The following is an 18,226-nucleotide window of genomic DNA, read 5'->3' as shown; positions in this document are numbered from 1 at the left end:
TAATGAATATAATAAGTTTATTTTCAGGTGCTGGTGGAATGGATTTAGGATTTGAAAAAGCAGGTTTTAAAATTTTAATGGCAAATGAGATTGACAAAACAATTTGGAGTACGTATGAAAAAAATCATAAAATTCCAATAATAAAAAAAGATATAAGAAAAGTTGATTCAAAGGAATTTCCAGATTGCGACGGAATTATAGGAGGTCCTCCCTGCCAGTCCTGGAGTGAAGCAGGAGCGTTACGCGGAATTGAAGACGACAGAGGGAAATTATTTTTTGATTATATAAGAATTTTAAGAGAAAAAAAACCTAAATTTTTTGTTGCCGAAAATGTTTCAGGAATGTTATCAAAAAGACATTCTGTTGCGGTGAAAAATATTCTTAATTTATTTGATGAATCTGGATATGATGTATATATGGATGTATTAAATGCTAAAGATTATGGAGTTGCTCAAGATAGAAAGAGGGTCTTTTTTATTGGATTTAGAAAAGATATGAAAATTAATAATTTTCAATTTCCAAATCCAGTAGCTGAAAAGAATAGGAAAGTGATGAGAGATATTTTATTGGATTTAGAAAAAACAGCAATTCCAGGAAAGGAAAAAAATAAAAGTAATCATGATAAATGTATAGTAAAGAATCATGAATATTTTACAGGAAACTATTCGACTATCTATATGAGTAGAAATAGAGTCAGAAACTGGAATGAAGTTTCTTTTACAATACAGGCAAGTGGAAGGCAGGCTCCACAGCATCCTAATGCTCCAAAAATGTTAAAGGTAGGAAAGGACAAGTTTGAGTTCATCAAAGGAAAAGAAAGATTATATAGACGTTTGTCAGTTAGAGAATGTGCCAGACTACAAGGATTTCCAGATGAATTTGAATTTATTTATGATAATCTTGATACGGGTTACAAAATGATTGGAAATGCTGTACCAGTAAATTTAGCATACGAAATAGCTAAACATATTAAGCAGTATTTATTGTAAAATTTAGACAAAAAGAAGTAAATAAAAAAGTAAAGGAAAAAAATGAAAAATATTTTAATAGGAGTTACAGGGGGAATTGCGGCATATAAATCGGCTGGGATTGTATCGCTTTTGAAAAAGAAAGGATATAATGTGAAAGTTGTGATGACTGAAAATGCTACAAAAATCATTGGACCTTTGACTCTTGAAACTTTATCAAGAAATAGGATTTATGTGGATATGTGGGACAGTAATCCACATTATGAGGTGGAGCATATTTCACTTGCGGATTGGGCGGATGTAGTTTTGATTGCACCTGCGACTTATAATATAATTGGAAAAGTTGCAAACGGGATTGCAGACGATATGCTTACGACAATTCTTGCTGCTGTTTCGGTAAGAAAGCCAGTATTTTTTGCTTTGGCAATGAATGTGAACATGTATGAAAATCCGATTTTAAAAGAAAGTATTAATAAGCTAAAATCTTTTGGGTATAGGTTTATTGATGCAGAAGAAGGACTGCTTGCCTGCAATTATAGTGCGAAGGGGAGAATGAGCGAGCCAGAAGATATTGTCGATGAAATAGAAAGATACAGTATTTTTTCAAAATTTGAGAATTTTGATATAGCCTTGAAAGGTAAAAAAATTCTTGTAACAAGTGGGCGAACAAAGGAAAATATTGATCCAATCAGATATTTGTCAAATAATTCAAGCGGGAAAATGGGATATTCACTTGCTCAGGCAGCTGCTGATTTAGGAGCAGAAGTAACTTTAATTAGCGGGCCTACGAATTTGAAAGTTCCGAATGTGCTTAAAAATTTTATTTCTGTGGAATCGGCATTGGAAATGTATAAAAAAGTGGATGAGTATTTTAAAAATACTGATATTTTCATAGCTTGTGCTGCAGTTGCTGATTACAGACCAAAGGAATACAAAAAGGAAAAAATAAAGAAGTCTGATTCAGATTTGGTTATAGAATTGGTTAGAAATCCTGATATTTTGCTAGAGATGAGTAAGAAGAAGGAAAAACAGCTATTAGTTGGATTTGCGGCAGAAACTAATGAGATAAAGGAAAATGCCTTAAAAAAGCTGGAAAAGAAAAATTTGGATATTATAGTGGCAAATAACGCTTCTGTAATGGGCAGAGATGAAAATGTGATCGAGATTATTAGAAAAGATAGGACTTCGGTGGAAATTAGTCAGAAAAGTAAGATGGAGCTGGCTTATGATATTTTGAGTGAGGTTATTTGTGAATTGGAAAGAAGATAAAGTTTTTTGAAATTATTAATGTGTTGATTTTTATAAGTTTATTGATTTTGTAAAAGGGAGAATAAATTATGAAATCTGAAAAACAAAAGATAAAAAAAGTGTACATGCTGTATCATAGAGATGAAAAGGATGATGATAAATTAATAGGATTTTTTTCAACAAAGGAAAAGGCATTGGAAATTGTTGATAAATGGAAAGAAATGAAAGGTTTTAGGGATTGTTCTGAAGGATTTAAAATTAGAACCATGATAATTGGGAAAGATTACTACACAAAAGGGTTTAAATCTAAAAGCCTTAAATAATTAGGAGAAACTATGAAAATATGGATTTTATCACATGGATATGATTATGGAGATGTCTATGATAAGTATAAGTGGAATGAAGAAGCAAGGTTTTTAGGTGCCTATTATACAAAGGAAGAAGGATTGAAGGCACTGGAAAAATATAAAAAAATTAAAGGATTTTGTTCACATTTGGATGGGTTCTGGCTAGAAAAATGTCATTTGGATAAATATGCTGGATGGGAAGGTGGTTATGTTACTTATTATAGAGAAGATGATGTAGAAATTGACAATTCCAAAAACCAAAAATTATACGTACTTTCTCATTTTTATTATATTGGTAAAGATAAAGCAAAGGAAAAACATCGAATTTTATCAGTATGTTTGTCAAAATTAGAAGCTAGGAAGAAAATAAAGGAATATCAGAAAATAGAAGGATTTTCTTCACATATTTCTAATTTTTATATTGAAGAATACATTCTGGATGAAGAAAAAAATAAATAAAAGAAGGAGAGGCTATTCAAATTTAGCAAATTGATTATTATGGAAAATGAAAATAAAAATGTAGATGAGGTTTTGGATGAAAAAAAAGAAGAAAAAGTAGAAAAGGAAAATTCAAAATCTGGCAGGAAAACAGGGATAATTATAGGTGTAACAACTTTATTAATTTTAGGAATTATAATTGTTGGAATGATGTTTATTAGGAAAAATATTGATTCTGGAAATAATGGTGTGAATGGAGATGAAGAAGATAAGATTTTCAGAATTGATCCGATAAAGAACCCGCAAGTTACGTATTACAATTTTCGTGGGGAAGTTTATCCTGACTCGGCTAAATTTGGGCTAACTAGAAGTAATGGAGCGAGAGGACATCAAGGAATTGATATTTTTTCGTTGCCAGGAACAGATGTTTATGCTGTGCTGGATGGTAAAATTGTGGATATGTATGTTGATAAAACAGGTTATGGATTGAATTTCTATTTAGAAGTTGATCCAAAAGAATTAGAGAGAATAAAAAGAAAAAACTATCAGCCAAAATTAAGTGCAAGGGAAATGGACTATAGCAGCAACTATGATCCAAACACAATGCAGATAAAGTACATTAGATATTGCCATTTAAGCGAAGTAAATGTAAAAGTTGGAGATACTGTAAAGGCTGGGCAAGTGATAGCTAAATCAGGGGTAACAGGAAATGCAAGCGGAACACGTGCTCCACATCTACATTTTGAAATAGCCTTTGAAATGCGTGGAAAAGGTCTTGTAAATAGGGTAGATCCAGAAATGTATTTTGAGATAAAAAATGGAGATCAAATGACAAAACAAGAAATAAATGCTCAAACTGAAGCAGCTAAAACAGAATGGTTTGAAACAAAAGGATATGATGCTGCTTTTAGAGATGCAAGTGTATTTACTGAAGAAAAGATGAATCCAGATGGTAGTAAAATGAACCAAAATACAAGTAAAGTTAAAAATCTGAGAAGAAGAAGGATTAGGAGAAAATAATTTTTTTACTAATATAAATTAAACATTAGAGTAACATTTAAAGGTAAGAAAAAAAGAATGTAAATAATAAATAACATTCTTTTTTTATTAGTTTACATTAAAGAAACTTGGGAGTAAAGTTTAAAGTTATGATTAGAATACCTAAGTTTCAGTTCTCTCAATTTAATTTTATAGAGAGTTAAATATATACTCAGACCTATTTAAAATTAAACTACTAAAATTATATAAATTTAGGGTTTAAGTAAAATAGTTATAACTTTTTAGTTCCGATTTAAAGCTGTTTTACTATGTTTTTTAATATGTTTTAGGTGTTGCACTTGACTTGAAAATACATCTTTATAAAAAATATCAAAAAAAATTTTAAAATGTTGTGAGATAATACATATGTGACAAGAATATACAAAAAAAGAAAGGTTTCTGATATAATGTAAGCCAACCAAAACCACATTAAGGAGAAACCTTTCATATGAGTAGTATATCAGAAATATACCGTGTTCGTCAACGGGCAATTGAGTATGCAATAAAACATAATAATAATTCAAAGGCAGCAGTGAAATATAAAACATCACGTCAGCAGATAAAACGTTGGAGAGACAGATACGACGGCACAGTCCAGTCTCTTCTGCCAAAAAGCAGAAGACCTGAAAGCCACCCAAACCAGCACACGCAGGAAGAAATAGAACTGGTTATGAAAAAATACAGGAAATTTGGCTATGAAGGGCTGGCAGAAGTTTATGTCAAAGCGAGAAAGGAAGGCTACAGCCGTACATACGATTCAATGTGCAGGATAATAAGGAAAATGAAGGGCAATGCCAAAGAAAACATTAAAAAGCCGCATAAAAGAAAAAAGAAGGCTGAACAGGCGAAGTACCCTGGGGAAAGAGTACAGATAGACATAAAATATGTTCCGGAAGAATGCATACAGTTTGGCACACGTGACCAGAAGTATTATCAAATAACGGCATTAGATGAATATACAAGAAAAAGAGTGTTAAGGATAGCAGATGAAAAAAGCACCTATCAGACCGCAAAGTTTCTAGAGAACTTGGAAAGGGAGCTGGGATTTGACATAAAGAAAGTTCAGACAGACAATGGGAAAGAGTTCACAAATTCTGAAAGTGATAAGAAAACGCTGTTTGAGGTGAAACTGGAGGAGAAGGGGATAGAGTACGTGACAACCCGTCCATATTCGCCATGGGAGAATGGAAAAGTGGAAAGAAGCCACAGGCTTGACAGCAAGTACTATGGGGACAAGAAATTTAAAAGCAAGGAAGAACTGTTAAGGGCAATAAGGAAATACAATACAAGATACAACAACATATCAAGAAAAGTACTGGGCTTTAAGAGTCCAAATGAAGTATTAAAAGAGTACAAGGAAAATCAGTAGGTTAAAGATACATTAGGAAAGAAATATTTTTTTTAATATATTTTTGTAACAAATGTTTGACATCTATACAAAAAATATCAAAAAAAATTTTAAAATTAGTTGACAAAATTTAAAAAATATATTATACTGAGTAGGTAATTTATAAATATGCCCGAGTGGTGAAATTGGTAGACGCAACGGACTCAAAATCCGTCGATTTTATATCGTGCCGGTTCGACTCCGGCCTCGGGCACCAATAATAAATTAAATTTTTTCATAATAAATTGCACTCTACACTCCTAGAGTGTTTTTTATTTTAAAAAATATATTAATTAAAAAGTTCTTTTATTTGAACAGTAATTTCAGATGTTGTGTTTCTTATTTTAGAATAAATTAAGTGATAATAAAGTGACTGTTATTGTGAAATACGAGAAATGATATTTGGTATTATTTTTTTAAATTAAGTGTTAAGAAATAAAATTATTAATTAAAAAAAAGAATAAAAATTTCTTGAAATTCTAAAATAAAAATGATACCATTAGGGCAAGAAAAAATAAACTTGAAAAATAAAGACTTATACTTGGATAGTTAGAACTATCTAAGTGGTAAAAATTTATCATATTTAAGCAATTCAAAAACTGTTTAGGAAAAAATCATAGACTTTTAAGAAATAGAACAAAATTTGGAGGGAAAAAGTGGAAAAGAGAGCAACAATAATAACTTATGGTTGTCAGATGAATGTAAATGAAAGTGCAAAAATGAAACAAATGTTACAAACAATGGGGTACCATATGACAGAAGATATTGAAAATACGGATTTGGTATTTTTGAATACTTGTACAGTAAGAGAAGGAGCCGCTGTTAAGGTGTATGGAAAACTTGGAGATTTGAAAAGAATAAAGGAAGAAAAAGATGGGAAAATGATTATTGGTGTTACAGGATGCCTTGCTCAGGAAGTAAGGGATGAATTTATTAAAAAGACTCCTTATGTGGACTTGGTACTTGGAAATCAGAATATAGGAAGAATTCCTGATATTTTAGAAAGAATAGAATCTGGGGAAGAAACGCACATTGTCATGGTGGATGATGAGGATGAATTGCCGACAAGGGTTGATGCTGACTTTGGGGATGATATTGTAGCTTCAATTTCCATAACTTATGGGTGTAATAATTACTGTACATTTTGCATAGTTCCCTATGTACGTGGAATGGAGCGTTCTGTACCGCTTAACGAAATAGTTAGCGATGTTGAACAATATACAAAAAAAGGATACAAAGAAATATTATTTTTAGGACAGAATGTAAATTCGTATGGAAGCGATTTTGCAAATGGGCAGGATAATTTTGCAGAATTATTGGAGGAAAGTGCAAATGTAGAAGGGGATTTCTGGATAAAATATGTGTCGCCACATCCAAAGGACTTTAGTGATGAAGTAATTGATACAATCGCAAGAAACCCGAAAATAGCAAGAATGCTGCATCTGCCGCTGCAATCCGGTTCTACAAAAATTTTGGATGCAATGAACAGAGGATACACAAAAGAGGAATTTATTGCACTTGCTAAAAAAATTAAGGAGAAAGTACCTGATATTGGGCTTACAACAGATATTATCGTAGGTTTTCCAGGGGAAACAGATGAAGATTTTCAAGACACGATGGATGTTGTGAATGAAGTTGGATTTGAAAATGCGTTTATGTTCATGTATTCAAAGAGAACAGGGACTCCTGCGGCTACGATGGGCGAACAAGTCGATGAGCAAATAAAAAATGAGAGACTGCAGCAGCTTATGAGATTACAGAATATGAAGGCAAAAGAAGAAAGCCAGAAATATCTTGGAAAAATTGTTAAAGTGCTTGTGGAAGGACCGAGCAGAAAAAATCCTGAAATGTTGACAGGAAGAAGTTCTACGCATAAAATAGTTTTATTTAAGAGCGATAGAAAGGATTTGAAAGGGAAATTTGTGAATACAAGAATTTATGATGCAAAAACATGGACATTATATGGAGAGCTGGTGGAGGAGTAAATGAAGAAAAAAGAGACAGAGATAGAAGTCGAGATGGGAAAAAATCAGCACGAGCAGATTGAACCTGTAAAAAAGAAAAGAGGACGTCCGAAAGCGTCGGAAACAAAGGAGATTTCAGGACTTAGCGAAAATTTAGAAGAAAAAAAACAAATTGAAAAAGAAGAAGAAACAGAGAAAAAAAATAGTTCAGAAAATTTGAATCTTGAAGAGGAAATGATAAAGGATATTCTTTCACAAAATGTGACAAAACTAAAGAAAATGGCAAAAGAATATAAAATTGAAAATTTTTCAGGAATGTCAAAACTTGAACTTATAAATGCTATTTTGATAAAAAAAGGGGAAGAAAGAGGAAAAACTTATGGATTTGGGAAACTGGATGTAATTGGAGATGGAAATTATGGATTTTTGAGAAATACTTCAATTGGTCCTGATGTTTATGTTTCAATGTCACAAATAAAAAGATTTTTCCTGAGAAATGAAGACATTGTATTTGGAGAATTAAGAATACCAATTGGCACAGAGAAGAATTATGGAATTTTAAAAGTACTGCTAGTAAATGGAGATTTGCCTGAAAAATCACTCGAACGTCCATATTTTGACGATTTAGTGCCATCATATCCAGATGAGAAGTTAAATTTGGGAAGTGGGGAAATTTCTTCAAGAATTATTGACTTAATTTCACCAATTGGAAAGGGTCAGAGAGGGCTTATAGTTGCACCGCCAAAAGCTGGGAAAACAGTACTTCTTTCTACAATTGCCAATGATATTATAAAATATAATCCAGAAATTGATGTGTGGATTTTACTAATTGATGAAAGGCCGGAAGAAGTTACAGATATTAAGGAAAATGTGAAGGAGGCGGAAGTGTATGCCGCGACTTTTGATGAAGATCCAAGAGTGCATACAGAAGTTACAGAAAATGTGCTTCGAATGGCAAAAAGGCAAGTGGAACGTGGAAAGGACATTTTAATTTTAATGGACAGCTTAACAAGATTGGCACGTTCGTATAACATAACAATCCCATCAAGTGGAAAATTGATTTCAGGAGGAATTGATCCGAATGCCCTTTATTATCCAAAAAGATTTTTAGGTGCCGCAAGAAATATAAAAAATGGCGGAAGCCTTACGATTATTGCAACTGCACTTGTTGAAACTGGAAGCAGAATGGATGAAGTAATTTTTGAAGAATTTAAAGGAACTGGAAATATGGAAATTATTTTAAGCCGAACACTTGAACAGTTAAGAATATTTCCAGCAATTGATGTATTAAAGAGTGGCACAAGACGTGAAGAATTATTAATTCCAAGAGAAAATCTGGAAAAAATCTGGAAGTTGCGAAGAGAACTAAGTGAAATGTCAGAAGTCGAAGGGATGAGAAACTTAATTGAATTAATAAAGAAATACAAGAATAATGATGAATTGTTAGAAGATTTATATAAAGCAAAAAAAGGAAAATAAAAATAAATTATTAAGGAGAAAAAGATGTTTGGAAATGTAAAAAATGAAGCAGGATTGCTATTCAACAAGGGAAATTTTAAATTGGTGAAGAAAATTTTGAAAAAAGATGAAAAAATTGCTAAGCACAATCATGAAGATGAGGAAATTATTTTTACTGTTCTGAAAGGGAAAATGGAAATGTTTTTGAATGAAACTGAAAAGCATGTTTTAGTGCCAGGAGATATTTTACATTTTGACGGAATAAATTTTATTAATGGAAGTGCTTTGGAAGATTCTGAAGTTAGTGTAACATTGATAAAAAAATAATTATATAATGAGGGTATAATTTTTTATACCCTTATTTAGTTGAAATATACTAAAAATAATGGAAAAATGGTATTTTAGCAAAAAAAATCAAGAAAAATTGAAATTATCAGAAAAAAAGTGTTGACATTCATTCTGATTTATGATATTATATTTCTTGTCTGAGAGTATTTGAGAAATTAAAGATATTCTTTAGAACGGTGTATAGCGCAGCTCGGTAGCGCACCTGCCTTGGGAGCAGGGGGTCGTAGGTTCAAATCCTACTACACCGACCATTATAGATTTTGCGGGAGTAGCTCAGTTGGTAGAGCGTCAGCCTTCCAAGCTGAATGTCGCGAGTTCAACCCTCGTCTCCCGCTCCATTTTATTTATAAGAACAATTTGGTTATAAATATATGGTGACCGTAGTTCAGTTGGTAGAGCGCCAGTTTGTGGCACTGGTTGTCGCGGGTTCAAGTCCCGTCGGTCACCCCATAACTGCGAGCCATTAGCTCAGTCGGTAGAGCACTTGACTTTTAATCAAGGTGTCACTGGTTCGATCCCAGTATGGCTCACCACTATAATAATTAAATAGTAGATTTGCGAGAGTGGCGAAATTGGTATACGCACTAGACTTAGGATCTAGCGTCTTCGACATGTGGGTTCGAGTCCCACCTTTCGCACCATTTGAAACTTAAAATTACCGATATATACAAGAGCAGAAATTGCTCTTTTTTTTATAATTAAATCATAAAGTATAAATTCAAAAATAATGTAGGATTGAAAGAAAAAAGAGGAAAAAATGGGAAAAAGAAATATAAAAATGATTTATCAGTATGATGGAAGTAAATTTTGCGGATTTCAGCGGCAAAAAAAGATGAAAACTGTACAAGGAGAAATTGAGAGAGCTGTTTTTAAAACTTTTAATCAAGAAATAAATATGATTTCATCGGGAAGAACTGATAAAGGAGTTCATGCTATGGAGCAGGTTTCTAATTTTGCTATTGATGAAAATATTCCGATAGAAGCGATAAAAAGACAAATTAATAAATGTCTAAAGGGAGAAGTTAAGGTCTTGGAAGTTGAGGAAGTTGAAAAAGATTTTAATGCACGATTTGATGCAAAAAATAGGACTTATCTGTATATTATGAGGAATGAGGAAGATATTACGCCGTTTGAAGCAAATTATGTGACTGGATTGAGGACAAGTGTGAATGTGGAAAAATTTCAGGAAATAATGAATGATTTTGTTGGAAAATATGATTTTAGCAGCTTTATGAAAAAGGACAAGGCTTATAGGAATCCTGTGAGAGAAATTGTCTATATAAAATGCTATTATGATGAAAAAATTGGTAAAAAGCAGTTAAATGTTGAAATTTGTGGAAATGGATTTTTGAAAACGATGGTTAGAATTATGATTGGTTCAGCACTTGCGGTTTATTTTGGAAATGTAGAAGAAGATTACATAAAAAGAAGGCTGGAAAATCCTAATGCTGATGATAAGAAAATTTTGGCAGCTTCGGAAGGTCTGTATTTGTACAAAGTGAATTATTGATAAATTTTAAAAATAAAAAAATGTATATTTTAAAATAGTGTTTAATTTTCTAACTTGTAAGCAATTTAATAAAATTATAAAACTGGCTAAAAGATGTATATTAAAATAAATTTTATAAAAAAATAAATATAGAAAGGAAAATTTTTATGGAAAGAAATTACAAAATAAAAATATTGGATGCAAAAAAGGATTCAGATTTGCTATTTAGGATTGTGGAGCATGAAAATGAGGTTTTTGGAGAGGCGACTGTTGGAAATTGGAACATTAAACCGTTTAGCAAATATGGGAAAGTTTTTGCGATGCTTAGTAATGATGAAAATGAGGAACTGATGTCAGTTATTGAAGTTTTGAGCAGCTTTGATAGGGAAGTGGCTTATGTATACGGAGTTTCCACTGTTCCAAAGTTTGAAAGAAACGGATATGCAAGAATTTTGCTTGAGTATGTAATGAAAAATTTAAAGGAAATTGGTATAAAAAAAATAGAACTTACTGTTGATATGGATAATTTTACAGCGAAAAAAATTTATGAAAATCTAGGATTTGAAATAGTGGGGAATTTGGATAATGAATATGGAGATAATATTGAGCGATATTTAATGAGATATTTAGTGAAGTAATTGTAAAATATAAAATAAATTGTAAGAGTTTTTTTAAAAGAACTTAAATATAATAATAGTTAGTTTTAAAAATATTTGGATATTAAAATCTTATAAAAAATTAATTATTCATTAATGATAAATAAAACATAATCAAATAAACTTAGGGTATAATTTACAATAGTATGGTTTTCGTTTATCGAAAATTTTGATAAAATTTGTGATTGAAGTGTCTGGAAAGTCAACCATAAAATGAAACATTAAACATCTCAATTTTGCATTTCGGAAAACTTATAGAGGAGTGATTAATTATGAAAAAACTAATATTAGCAATATTTTTATTATTTGGTGTACTTGGTTTTTCAAGATATGTAGAACGTTGCAGAATAGTATCAGGTAATACTTGTGTGAGCCTTGAATCTGGAAAAAGATTTAATTTTAGAGGATACCCGTTCTCAGGACTTGGAATTGGGGATGTTTATAGAGTATACTTTGAAGGAAGTGGATACAGAAATTTATACTACACAGGATCATCTTACCTTTATTAGATAAGTTCTATAATTTAATTGTATAAAAAAATTCAATAATTTTTAATTATTTTTCCAGACATGAAAATTAAATTATTATGATAAATTGAGATGTTTAAAAAATTTGAAAAATAAATAAAATATTGGAAAAGAGGAAATAATAATGAAACTGTTATTTAAATTGGCTATTTTATTAAGTAGCGTAACAGGATTAATGAGTGCGGCTGAAAAAGTATGCATTGATCCAGGACATCAAGCTAAGGGAAATATGCAAACGGAAGAGATAGCGCCAGGCTCAAGCAAAAGAAAACCAAAAGTAGCCTATGGAACAAAAGGTGTTGCGACTAAAAAAACTGAGTATCAATTGGCATTAGAAATAGGATTAAAATTAAGAGATGCTTTAAAGGCCAAAGGATATTCTGTATTTATGGTAAGAGAAACAAATAATGTAAATATAAGTAACAAGGAAAGAGCCTTGATGACAAATAAGGCAGGGTGTTCAGTATACTTGAGATTACATGCGGATGCAGGTGGAAGCAGTGCTAGAGGTGCAACTGTACTTACATCATCAGCTAAAAATCCACATACAAGAAGTGTACAAAAGTCAAGCGATAGATTTTCAAGAGCTATTTTGTCAGAATATACAAAAGCAACTGGATTTAAAAGTCGAGGGGTTGCCTATAGAGATGATTTAACAGGAACAAACTGGTCAACAGTTACAAATACATTACTAGAAATGGGATTTATGACAAATCCTGAAGAAGATAGAAAAATGGCTTCTCCAGATTTTCAAAATGTAATGGTAAAAGGAATTGTGAATGGAATTGATAAATATTTTAGAGAAAGATAAAATAAAAAAGTTCTAAATTTCATAAGACAAAAAAATTAAAGTTAATAATGTGTAGATATAAGGACTGTTTTAGTGATTAGGCTAAAATAGTCTTTTTTTTTGAGAAAAATAATTAAAAAATATGAGATTTGATTTTAGATTTAAGGTATTTTTATTCTAAAACATACTTAAAATTATGATAAAATGTGATTTTATTTAGAATTTTGTTTTAAAATATATGAAAAAGTGTAAAAAAAGATTAATTTTCTTTTTAAATTAATTTTTATTTAATTTTATTAAAATAAAAATCAAATGGGGGGGGGTATAATATAAAAGGCTTAGTTTTTTATGTAAAAACATTTGAGAAATATTTGTATTTTTTATTGTTTGGTAGAAATTAAGAGCAAAATTAAGTTTGATAAATATTTTATTTTGATAATTTTATGGTATTTATAAAGGAGTGATTAATTATGAAAAAACTAATGTTAGGAATATTTTTATTAACAGGAATTTTGTTGTTTTCATAAAATCGGATAAATGGAAATTTATTTTAAAGATTGTAAAAAAACAGAAAGGAAAATAATTATGAATAAAAAGACTACGTTAATTATTGTATGTACTGCAATATTTACATTTTTTCTAGGAGGAGCGTTTTTAATATATAGTTCATATATTAAAACACAGGAATTGCAGGCAAAAGTCAAATTAGAACAGGAAAAAACAAAACAGGAAATGATAAAAACACAAAATGAACAACAACAAATGGCACAAGTAACAACTTCACAAGAAACACCTGCATCAGTAGTTGCTAAGAAAAGTACAAATTATGAAGCTGAATTGATGAGTAGAATGAGTTCAGTTCAAGATACAGGATTCGAGGGTTCTGATAGTCAAATGTATTATCAAGCTGAAGTCGCGTATCAAACATGGGATAAAGAATTGAATAAAGTTTATAAACTTCTTATGTCAGAGTTGCCAGACAGTCAAAAAACAAAATTGCGAAATGAGGAAAGAGCTTGGTTAAAAGGAATGGTTAATAAAACCAAAAAAATAATATATGAAGAATGTGGAGAAGAAGGAGAAAATGGATGTGGAAGTATAGTTCAGTTAAAAAAAATTGGAACAAAAATTGATATGGTAAAAGCTCGGACTATAGAACTTGCAAGAATGTATGATAGTTTACATAATTAAGTAAATTATTAAAAATTATAGAATAATAAATAAATTTTAGGAGGAATTAAATTATGAAAAAACTAATTTTAATGCTAATTACATTAATTTTAACAGTAAATGTAGTAAGTTATGGTGCTACAAAAAAGAAGGTGGCAAGTAATAATAGTAATACACCACAAAAAGTGGCAGAAAATTTTGTTAATGGCTATTCTATTAGAATTAGAAATGGTAATAGTGATAATTGGGTTTTGAAAAATTCAAATATTACCGAAAATTTTAGAAACATTTATGAAGAGTTAGTTGAATATCGCAATAATTTTGATTGGGATGGAGGAACAATGCCAATAGAGTATTTAGGGGTTCCTATGGATGGAGAGTGGATATTAACTGGACAAGATCCAGATACAAGTGGTGGATATAAAGCAATATATTACGATGAAGATACAGGATATGTGTTGTTAAGATCTCGAAATGTTCATAATACTTATGTAAAAATAGTAAATATAGATGGTAATTGGTATGTAGATGGAGCAGGTTATGTCAATACTTATGATTTTCCAGATGAACTAAATGAGAGTTTATATAATTAAAATTGATAAAGGTTGTTTTTTTAACAGCCTTATTTTTTTGCAACAATAATTTAAGAATATAAATTTGATAGAATCTAGTATTTATAATACTTATCTCAATATTATAAAAATTTTCTGAAAAAATGAAAAAATTTTTAAAAAAAGTGTTGACAAATTTAAAAAAATGTAATATTATATATCTATAGTTAGCAACCTAACCTAGAGAGTGCTAACAACAAAAAGGAAGGTGCCGAGATGAATGATAGGGAGCAATTGATTTTAAAGGCTATTATCAAGCACTATCTGGAATTTGGTGAGAGTGTGGGATCACGGACACTTGAGAAAAAGTACAATATTGGAGTGTCTTCGGCCACTATTCGAAATACAATGGCAGATTTGGAAGATAAGGGCCTAATTGTAAAAACACATACATCTTCTGGACGTATTCCGACAAGTGAAGGATATAAGCTGTATGTCGATGAGCTTTTGAAAATTAGAGATATTTCTCAGGAGGAAAAGGCGAAGGTTATGCAGGCGTACAATAAGAGGATGAATCAAATTGATACGATATTTGAGGAAACATCCAGATTATTGTCAAAAATTAGTCAATATGCCGGGGTTGTATTAGAGCCGGCGTTTACGCAGGAAGGTGTAAAAAAGGTAAAATTGGTACATATTAATGAAACGACTGTACTTGCTGTAGTTGTAATGGATTCTTCCCTTACAAAAAATTTAAATATCTTTCTAGAAAATCCTGTAACTGAAAATGAAGTGGAAGCGATAAATAGTTTTTTAAATGAAAAAATTGCGAACAGTAAGTATTTTACATTATCTGACTTAAAGGATTTTTTCACGAATACAAATTTATTTATGCAAAGTGATTTTCAGGATAATATAATTTCTGAAGAAGGAAAATTATTTTTTGAAGGCGGAACGAATCTCATTGAAAACAATGCATCTGATGTAATGAACCTTATAAACCGTGTAAAACTGTTTAATAATCCGAATGATTTGCGGAACGTGTTTGCACAGTTTTTACAGATGGAGGAATTTAAGGATAGAGAAGTTAATGTAATTTTCGGAGAAGATTTGAACATTGCAGGGCTTGAAGATTTCTCGTTTGTATTCTCGGTTTATACGCTTAATAATGCGAAGGGAATTATTGGTGTGATTGGACCAAAACGAATGGAATATTCAAAGACGGTTGGACTCGTTGAATATGTAGCAGAAGAAGTAAATCAGTTATTAAATCAAAAAAATAAATAATAAGAAGGAGAGTGGGTTTTTTAAATGGCGGAAAAAGATTTGGAAAAGGAAAATTTGGAAGGTGAAGCTGTACAGAATGAAGCGGTTGAAGAGCAAAATGAAAATGTAGAAAATCAAGAAACTGAAAAAAGTGCAGAAGAAACTTCTGATAATTGTGATGATAAAGTAAAGAAATTAGAAGCTGAACTTGAAGAATGGAAAAATTCATATACAAGAAAGTTAGCTGAATTTCAAAACTTCACAAAAAGAAAAGAAAACGAAGTTGCTGAAATGAGAAAATACGCTTCTGAAGGAATTATCGTAAAATTGCTTGACAATATAGATAATTTGGAAAGAGCGGTTGACGCATCGAAGGAAAGTCAAAACTTTGATTCATTAATCGAAGGAGTTAATATGATTTTGAATAATCTAAAAAATCTGTTGACAGAAGAAGGCGTAGAAGAAATTGAAGCAGCAGGAAAAGAGTACGATCCTTACGAACATAAAGCAATGATTACTGAAAATAAAGAGGAATTAGATGACAACGTGGTTGTGCAAGTTTTCCAAAAAGGGTACAAAATGAAAGGGAAAGTTGTAAGACCTGCGATGGTTACGGTTAATAAGAAACAATAAAAATTGAAATAAAAAATAAATAAATTAAATTTATAAAAAATTGATAATAAAGGAGAATGATAGATATGAGTAAAATAATAGGAATAGATTTAGGGACAACAAACAGCTGCGTGGCAGTTATGGAAGGTGGAAACTTTGCTATAATACCAAATTCTGATGGTGGAAGAACTACTCCGTCAGTAGTAAACATTAAAGATAATGGAGAAATTATTGTAGGAGAAATTGCAAAAAGACAGGCTATTACAAATCCTGATTCAACTGTAATTTCAATTAAAACTCACATGGGAAGCGACTATAAAGTTGATATTAACGGAAAAAGCTATACACCGCAAGAAATTTCAGCAATGATTCTTAAAAAATTGAAAAAAGATGCTGAGGCTTACTTAGGTGAAGAAGTAACAGAAGCTGTAATTACAGTGCCTGCATACTTTACAGATGCACAAAGACAAGCTACAAAAGATGCTGGGGAAATAGCAGGACTTAAAGTTCAAAGAATTATAAATGAGCCAACAGCGGCTGCATTGTCTTATGGATTAGATAAGAAAAAAGAAGAAAAAGTATTAGTATTTGACTTGGGTGGAGGTACATTTGACGTATCTGTGCTTGAAATTGGAGATGGAGTTGTGGAAGTTATTTCAACTTCTGGAAATAACCACTTAGGTGGAGATAATTTTGACCAAAAAATTATTGACTGGTTAGCTGATGAATTTAAAAAAGAAACTGGAATTGACTTGAGAAATGATAAAATGGCAATTCAAAGATTGAAAGACGCAGCAGAAGATGCTAAGAAAAAATTGTCAACTACACTAGAAACACAAATTTCATTACCATTTATCACAATGGACGCAACAGGGCCTAAACATTTGGAGAAAAAATTGACTCGTGCGGCATTTGATGAATTGACAAAAGACTTGGTTGAAGCAACTAAAGGACCAGTAAAACAAGCGTTAGAAGATGCTGATTTAAGTCCTAGCGATATTGATGAAGTATTATTAGTTGGAGGTTCTACAAGAATTCCAGCGGTTCAAGAATGGGTAAAATCTTTCTTAGGAAAAGAACCTAACAAATCAATCAACCCTGATGAAGTAGTTGCGGCAGGAGCGGCAATTCAAGGTGGAGTTTTAATGGGAGATGTTAAAGACGTATTATTATTAGACGTAACTCCATTATCATTAGGAATTGAAACAATGGGAGGAGTATTTACTAAAATTATCGAAAGAAATACTACAGTTCCTGTTAAAAAATCACAAGTATTCTCAACAGCGGCAGATAATCAGCCAGCAGTATCAATAGTTGTATTGCAAGGGGAAAGAGCAAGAGCGGCTGACAACCATAAATTAGGAGAATTTAACTTAAACGATATTCCACCTGCACCAAGAGGAGTGCCTCAAATCGAAGTAACATTCGACATTGATGCAAACGGAATTGTACACGTTTCTGCAAAAGACTTGGGAACTGGAAAAGAAAACACAGTAACAATTTCTGGAAGTTCTAACTTATCTAAAGACGACATCGAAAAAATGAAAAAAGATGCCGAAGCACACGAAGCTGAAGATAAGAAATTCCAAGAATTAGTAGAAGCAAGAAACCAAGCTGACCAATTAGTAATCGCAACAGAAAAAACTATAAAAGAAAACGAAGATAAACTTCAAGGAACTGAAAAAGAAGACATCGAAAAAGCAATCGAAGAATTGAAAAAAGTAAAAGATGGCGACGATGTAGAAGCAATCAGAAAATCAATTGAAGAATTATCAAAAGTTTCTCAAGGTTTCGCAACAAGAATGTACCAAGAAGCAGCTCAAGCACAACAAGCAGCACAAGGCGGAGAAACAGCTGGAGAAAGTAACAACTCTGGTGCTGATGATGTAGAAGATGCAGAAGTTGTGGATTAATTAAGAAATAGAAATTTAAAGTAAAAAATAGGATTGAGAAGGGGAATTAGTTCTCC

At 31.3% G+C, this 18,226-nt stretch carries 18 protein-coding genes and 6 tRNA genes; all 24 read left to right on the top strand.

All coding sequences use genetic code 11. From position 1 onward, the window contains the following. The first annotated feature begins 2 nt into the window (after positions 1-2). The 24 genes from ACZ5B9_RS10945 (at position 3) to dnaK (ending at position 18,170) form a co-directional block, all read left to right on the top strand. Positions 3-989, top strand: coding sequence for a DNA cytosine methyltransferase (locus ACZ5B9_RS10945; protein WP_464422610.1), 987 nt, complete (start codon positions 3-5; stop codon positions 987-989). Between the two features lie 42 nt (positions 990-1,031). Then, entirely contained in the window at positions 1,032-2,237 is a 1,206-nt protein-coding gene (coaBC, locus tag ACZ5B9_RS10940) for a bifunctional phosphopantothenoylcysteine decarboxylase/phosphopantothenate--cysteine ligase CoaBC (RefSeq protein WP_464422609.1), read from the top strand. A gap of 68 nt (positions 2,238-2,305) precedes the next feature. Further along, positions 2,306-2,539, top strand: coding sequence for a DUF7336 domain-containing protein (locus ACZ5B9_RS10935; protein WP_464422608.1), 234 nt, complete (start codon positions 2,306-2,308; stop codon positions 2,537-2,539). Positions 2,540-2,551: 12 nt separating this feature from the next. Further along, on the top strand, positions 2,552-3,022 hold the full coding sequence (locus tag ACZ5B9_RS10930; RefSeq protein WP_464422606.1) for a DUF7336 domain-containing protein: 471 nt from the start codon (positions 2,552-2,554) through the stop codon (positions 3,020-3,022). Between the two features lie 39 nt (positions 3,023-3,061). Further along, complete coding sequence (locus ACZ5B9_RS10925; protein ID WP_464422605.1) at positions 3,062-4,021, top strand: M23 family metallopeptidase; 960 nt, start codon at positions 3,062-3,064, stop codon at positions 4,019-4,021. A gap of 466 nt (positions 4,022-4,487) precedes the next feature. Further along, entirely contained in the window at positions 4,488-5,408 is a 921-nt protein-coding gene (locus tag ACZ5B9_RS10920; protein ID WP_464422173.1) for a DDE-type integrase/transposase/recombinase, read from the top strand. 149 nt (positions 5,409-5,557) lie between these two features. Next, positions 5,558-5,643, top strand: a tRNA-Leu gene (locus tag ACZ5B9_RS10915). A gap of 478 nt (positions 5,644-6,121) precedes the next feature. After that, positions 6,122-7,411, top strand: coding sequence for a tRNA (N6-isopentenyl adenosine(37)-C2)-methylthiotransferase MiaB (gene miaB / locus ACZ5B9_RS10910; RefSeq protein WP_464423968.1), 1,290 nt, complete (start codon positions 6,122-6,124; stop codon positions 7,409-7,411). 213 nt (positions 7,412-7,624) lie between these two features. Continuing rightward, positions 7,625-8,869: a transcription termination factor Rho gene (gene rho / locus ACZ5B9_RS10905; protein WP_464423966.1), complete on the top strand. Its 1,245-nt coding sequence runs from the start codon at positions 7,625-7,627 to the stop codon at positions 8,867-8,869. A 24-nt stretch (positions 8,870-8,893) separates the two neighbouring features. After that, entirely contained in the window at positions 8,894-9,175 is a 282-nt protein-coding gene (locus ACZ5B9_RS10900) for a cupin domain-containing protein (protein WP_314294235.1), read from the top strand. A 195-nt stretch (positions 9,176-9,370) separates the two neighbouring features. After that, positions 9,371-9,447 (top strand) — tRNA-Pro (locus ACZ5B9_RS10895). A gap of 11 nt (positions 9,448-9,458) precedes the next feature. Next, positions 9,459-9,534: transfer RNA gene (locus ACZ5B9_RS10890), tRNA-Gly, on the top strand. Between the two features lie 36 nt (positions 9,535-9,570). Next, positions 9,571-9,646, top strand: a tRNA-His gene (locus tag ACZ5B9_RS10885). A gap of 7 nt (positions 9,647-9,653) precedes the next feature. After that, positions 9,654-9,729 (top strand) — tRNA-Lys (locus ACZ5B9_RS10880). Positions 9,730-9,753: 24 nt separating this feature from the next. Further along, positions 9,754-9,837 (top strand) — tRNA-Leu (locus ACZ5B9_RS10875). A gap of 116 nt (positions 9,838-9,953) precedes the next feature. Next, a complete protein-coding gene (truA, locus tag ACZ5B9_RS10870) occupies positions 9,954-10,706 on the top strand; it encodes a tRNA pseudouridine(38-40) synthase TruA (protein ID WP_464422603.1) in 753 nt (250 codons plus the stop codon). A 146-nt stretch (positions 10,707-10,852) separates the two neighbouring features. Further along, entirely contained in the window at positions 10,853-11,323 is a 471-nt protein-coding gene (locus tag ACZ5B9_RS10865; RefSeq protein ID WP_006805782.1) for a GNAT family N-acetyltransferase, read from the top strand. Between the two features lie 290 nt (positions 11,324-11,613). Further along, complete coding sequence (locus tag ACZ5B9_RS10860; RefSeq protein ID WP_026745314.1) at positions 11,614-11,850, top strand: hypothetical protein; 237 nt, start codon at positions 11,614-11,616, stop codon at positions 11,848-11,850. Between the two features lie 142 nt (positions 11,851-11,992). Further along, positions 11,993-12,679: an N-acetylmuramoyl-L-alanine amidase gene (locus ACZ5B9_RS10855; protein ID WP_314294009.1), complete on the top strand. Its 687-nt coding sequence runs from the start codon at positions 11,993-11,995 to the stop codon at positions 12,677-12,679. 564 nt (positions 12,680-13,243) lie between these two features. Continuing rightward, positions 13,244-13,849, top strand: a complete 606-nt coding sequence (locus ACZ5B9_RS10850; protein ID WP_464422600.1) for a lysozyme inhibitor LprI family protein — start codon at positions 13,244-13,246, stop codon at positions 13,847-13,849. A 53-nt stretch (positions 13,850-13,902) separates the two neighbouring features. Continuing rightward, entirely contained in the window at positions 13,903-14,421 is a 519-nt protein-coding gene (locus tag ACZ5B9_RS10845; protein ID WP_464422599.1) for a hypothetical protein, read from the top strand. A 234-nt stretch (positions 14,422-14,655) separates the two neighbouring features. Beyond that, entirely contained in the window at positions 14,656-15,666 is a 1,011-nt protein-coding gene (gene hrcA, locus ACZ5B9_RS10840; RefSeq protein WP_464422597.1) for a heat-inducible transcriptional repressor HrcA, read from the top strand. Between the two features lie 24 nt (positions 15,667-15,690). Next, positions 15,691-16,278 (top strand): nucleotide exchange factor GrpE, encoded by a 588-nt coding sequence (grpE, locus tag ACZ5B9_RS10835; RefSeq protein ID WP_464422596.1) that lies wholly within the window; start codon positions 15,691-15,693, stop codon positions 16,276-16,278. Positions 16,279-16,343: 65 nt separating this feature from the next. After that, on the top strand, positions 16,344-18,170 hold the full coding sequence (gene dnaK / locus ACZ5B9_RS10830) for a molecular chaperone DnaK (RefSeq protein ID WP_464422594.1): 1,827 nt from the start codon (positions 16,344-16,346) through the stop codon (positions 18,168-18,170). Positions 18,171-18,226: the final 56 nt, after the last annotated feature.

It is taken from the genome of Leptotrichia sp. SK-5, assembly GCF_055387215.1.
The sequence above is the reverse complement of the archived record's forward strand: the minus strand, read 5'-3'. Positions and strand labels throughout refer to the sequence as shown.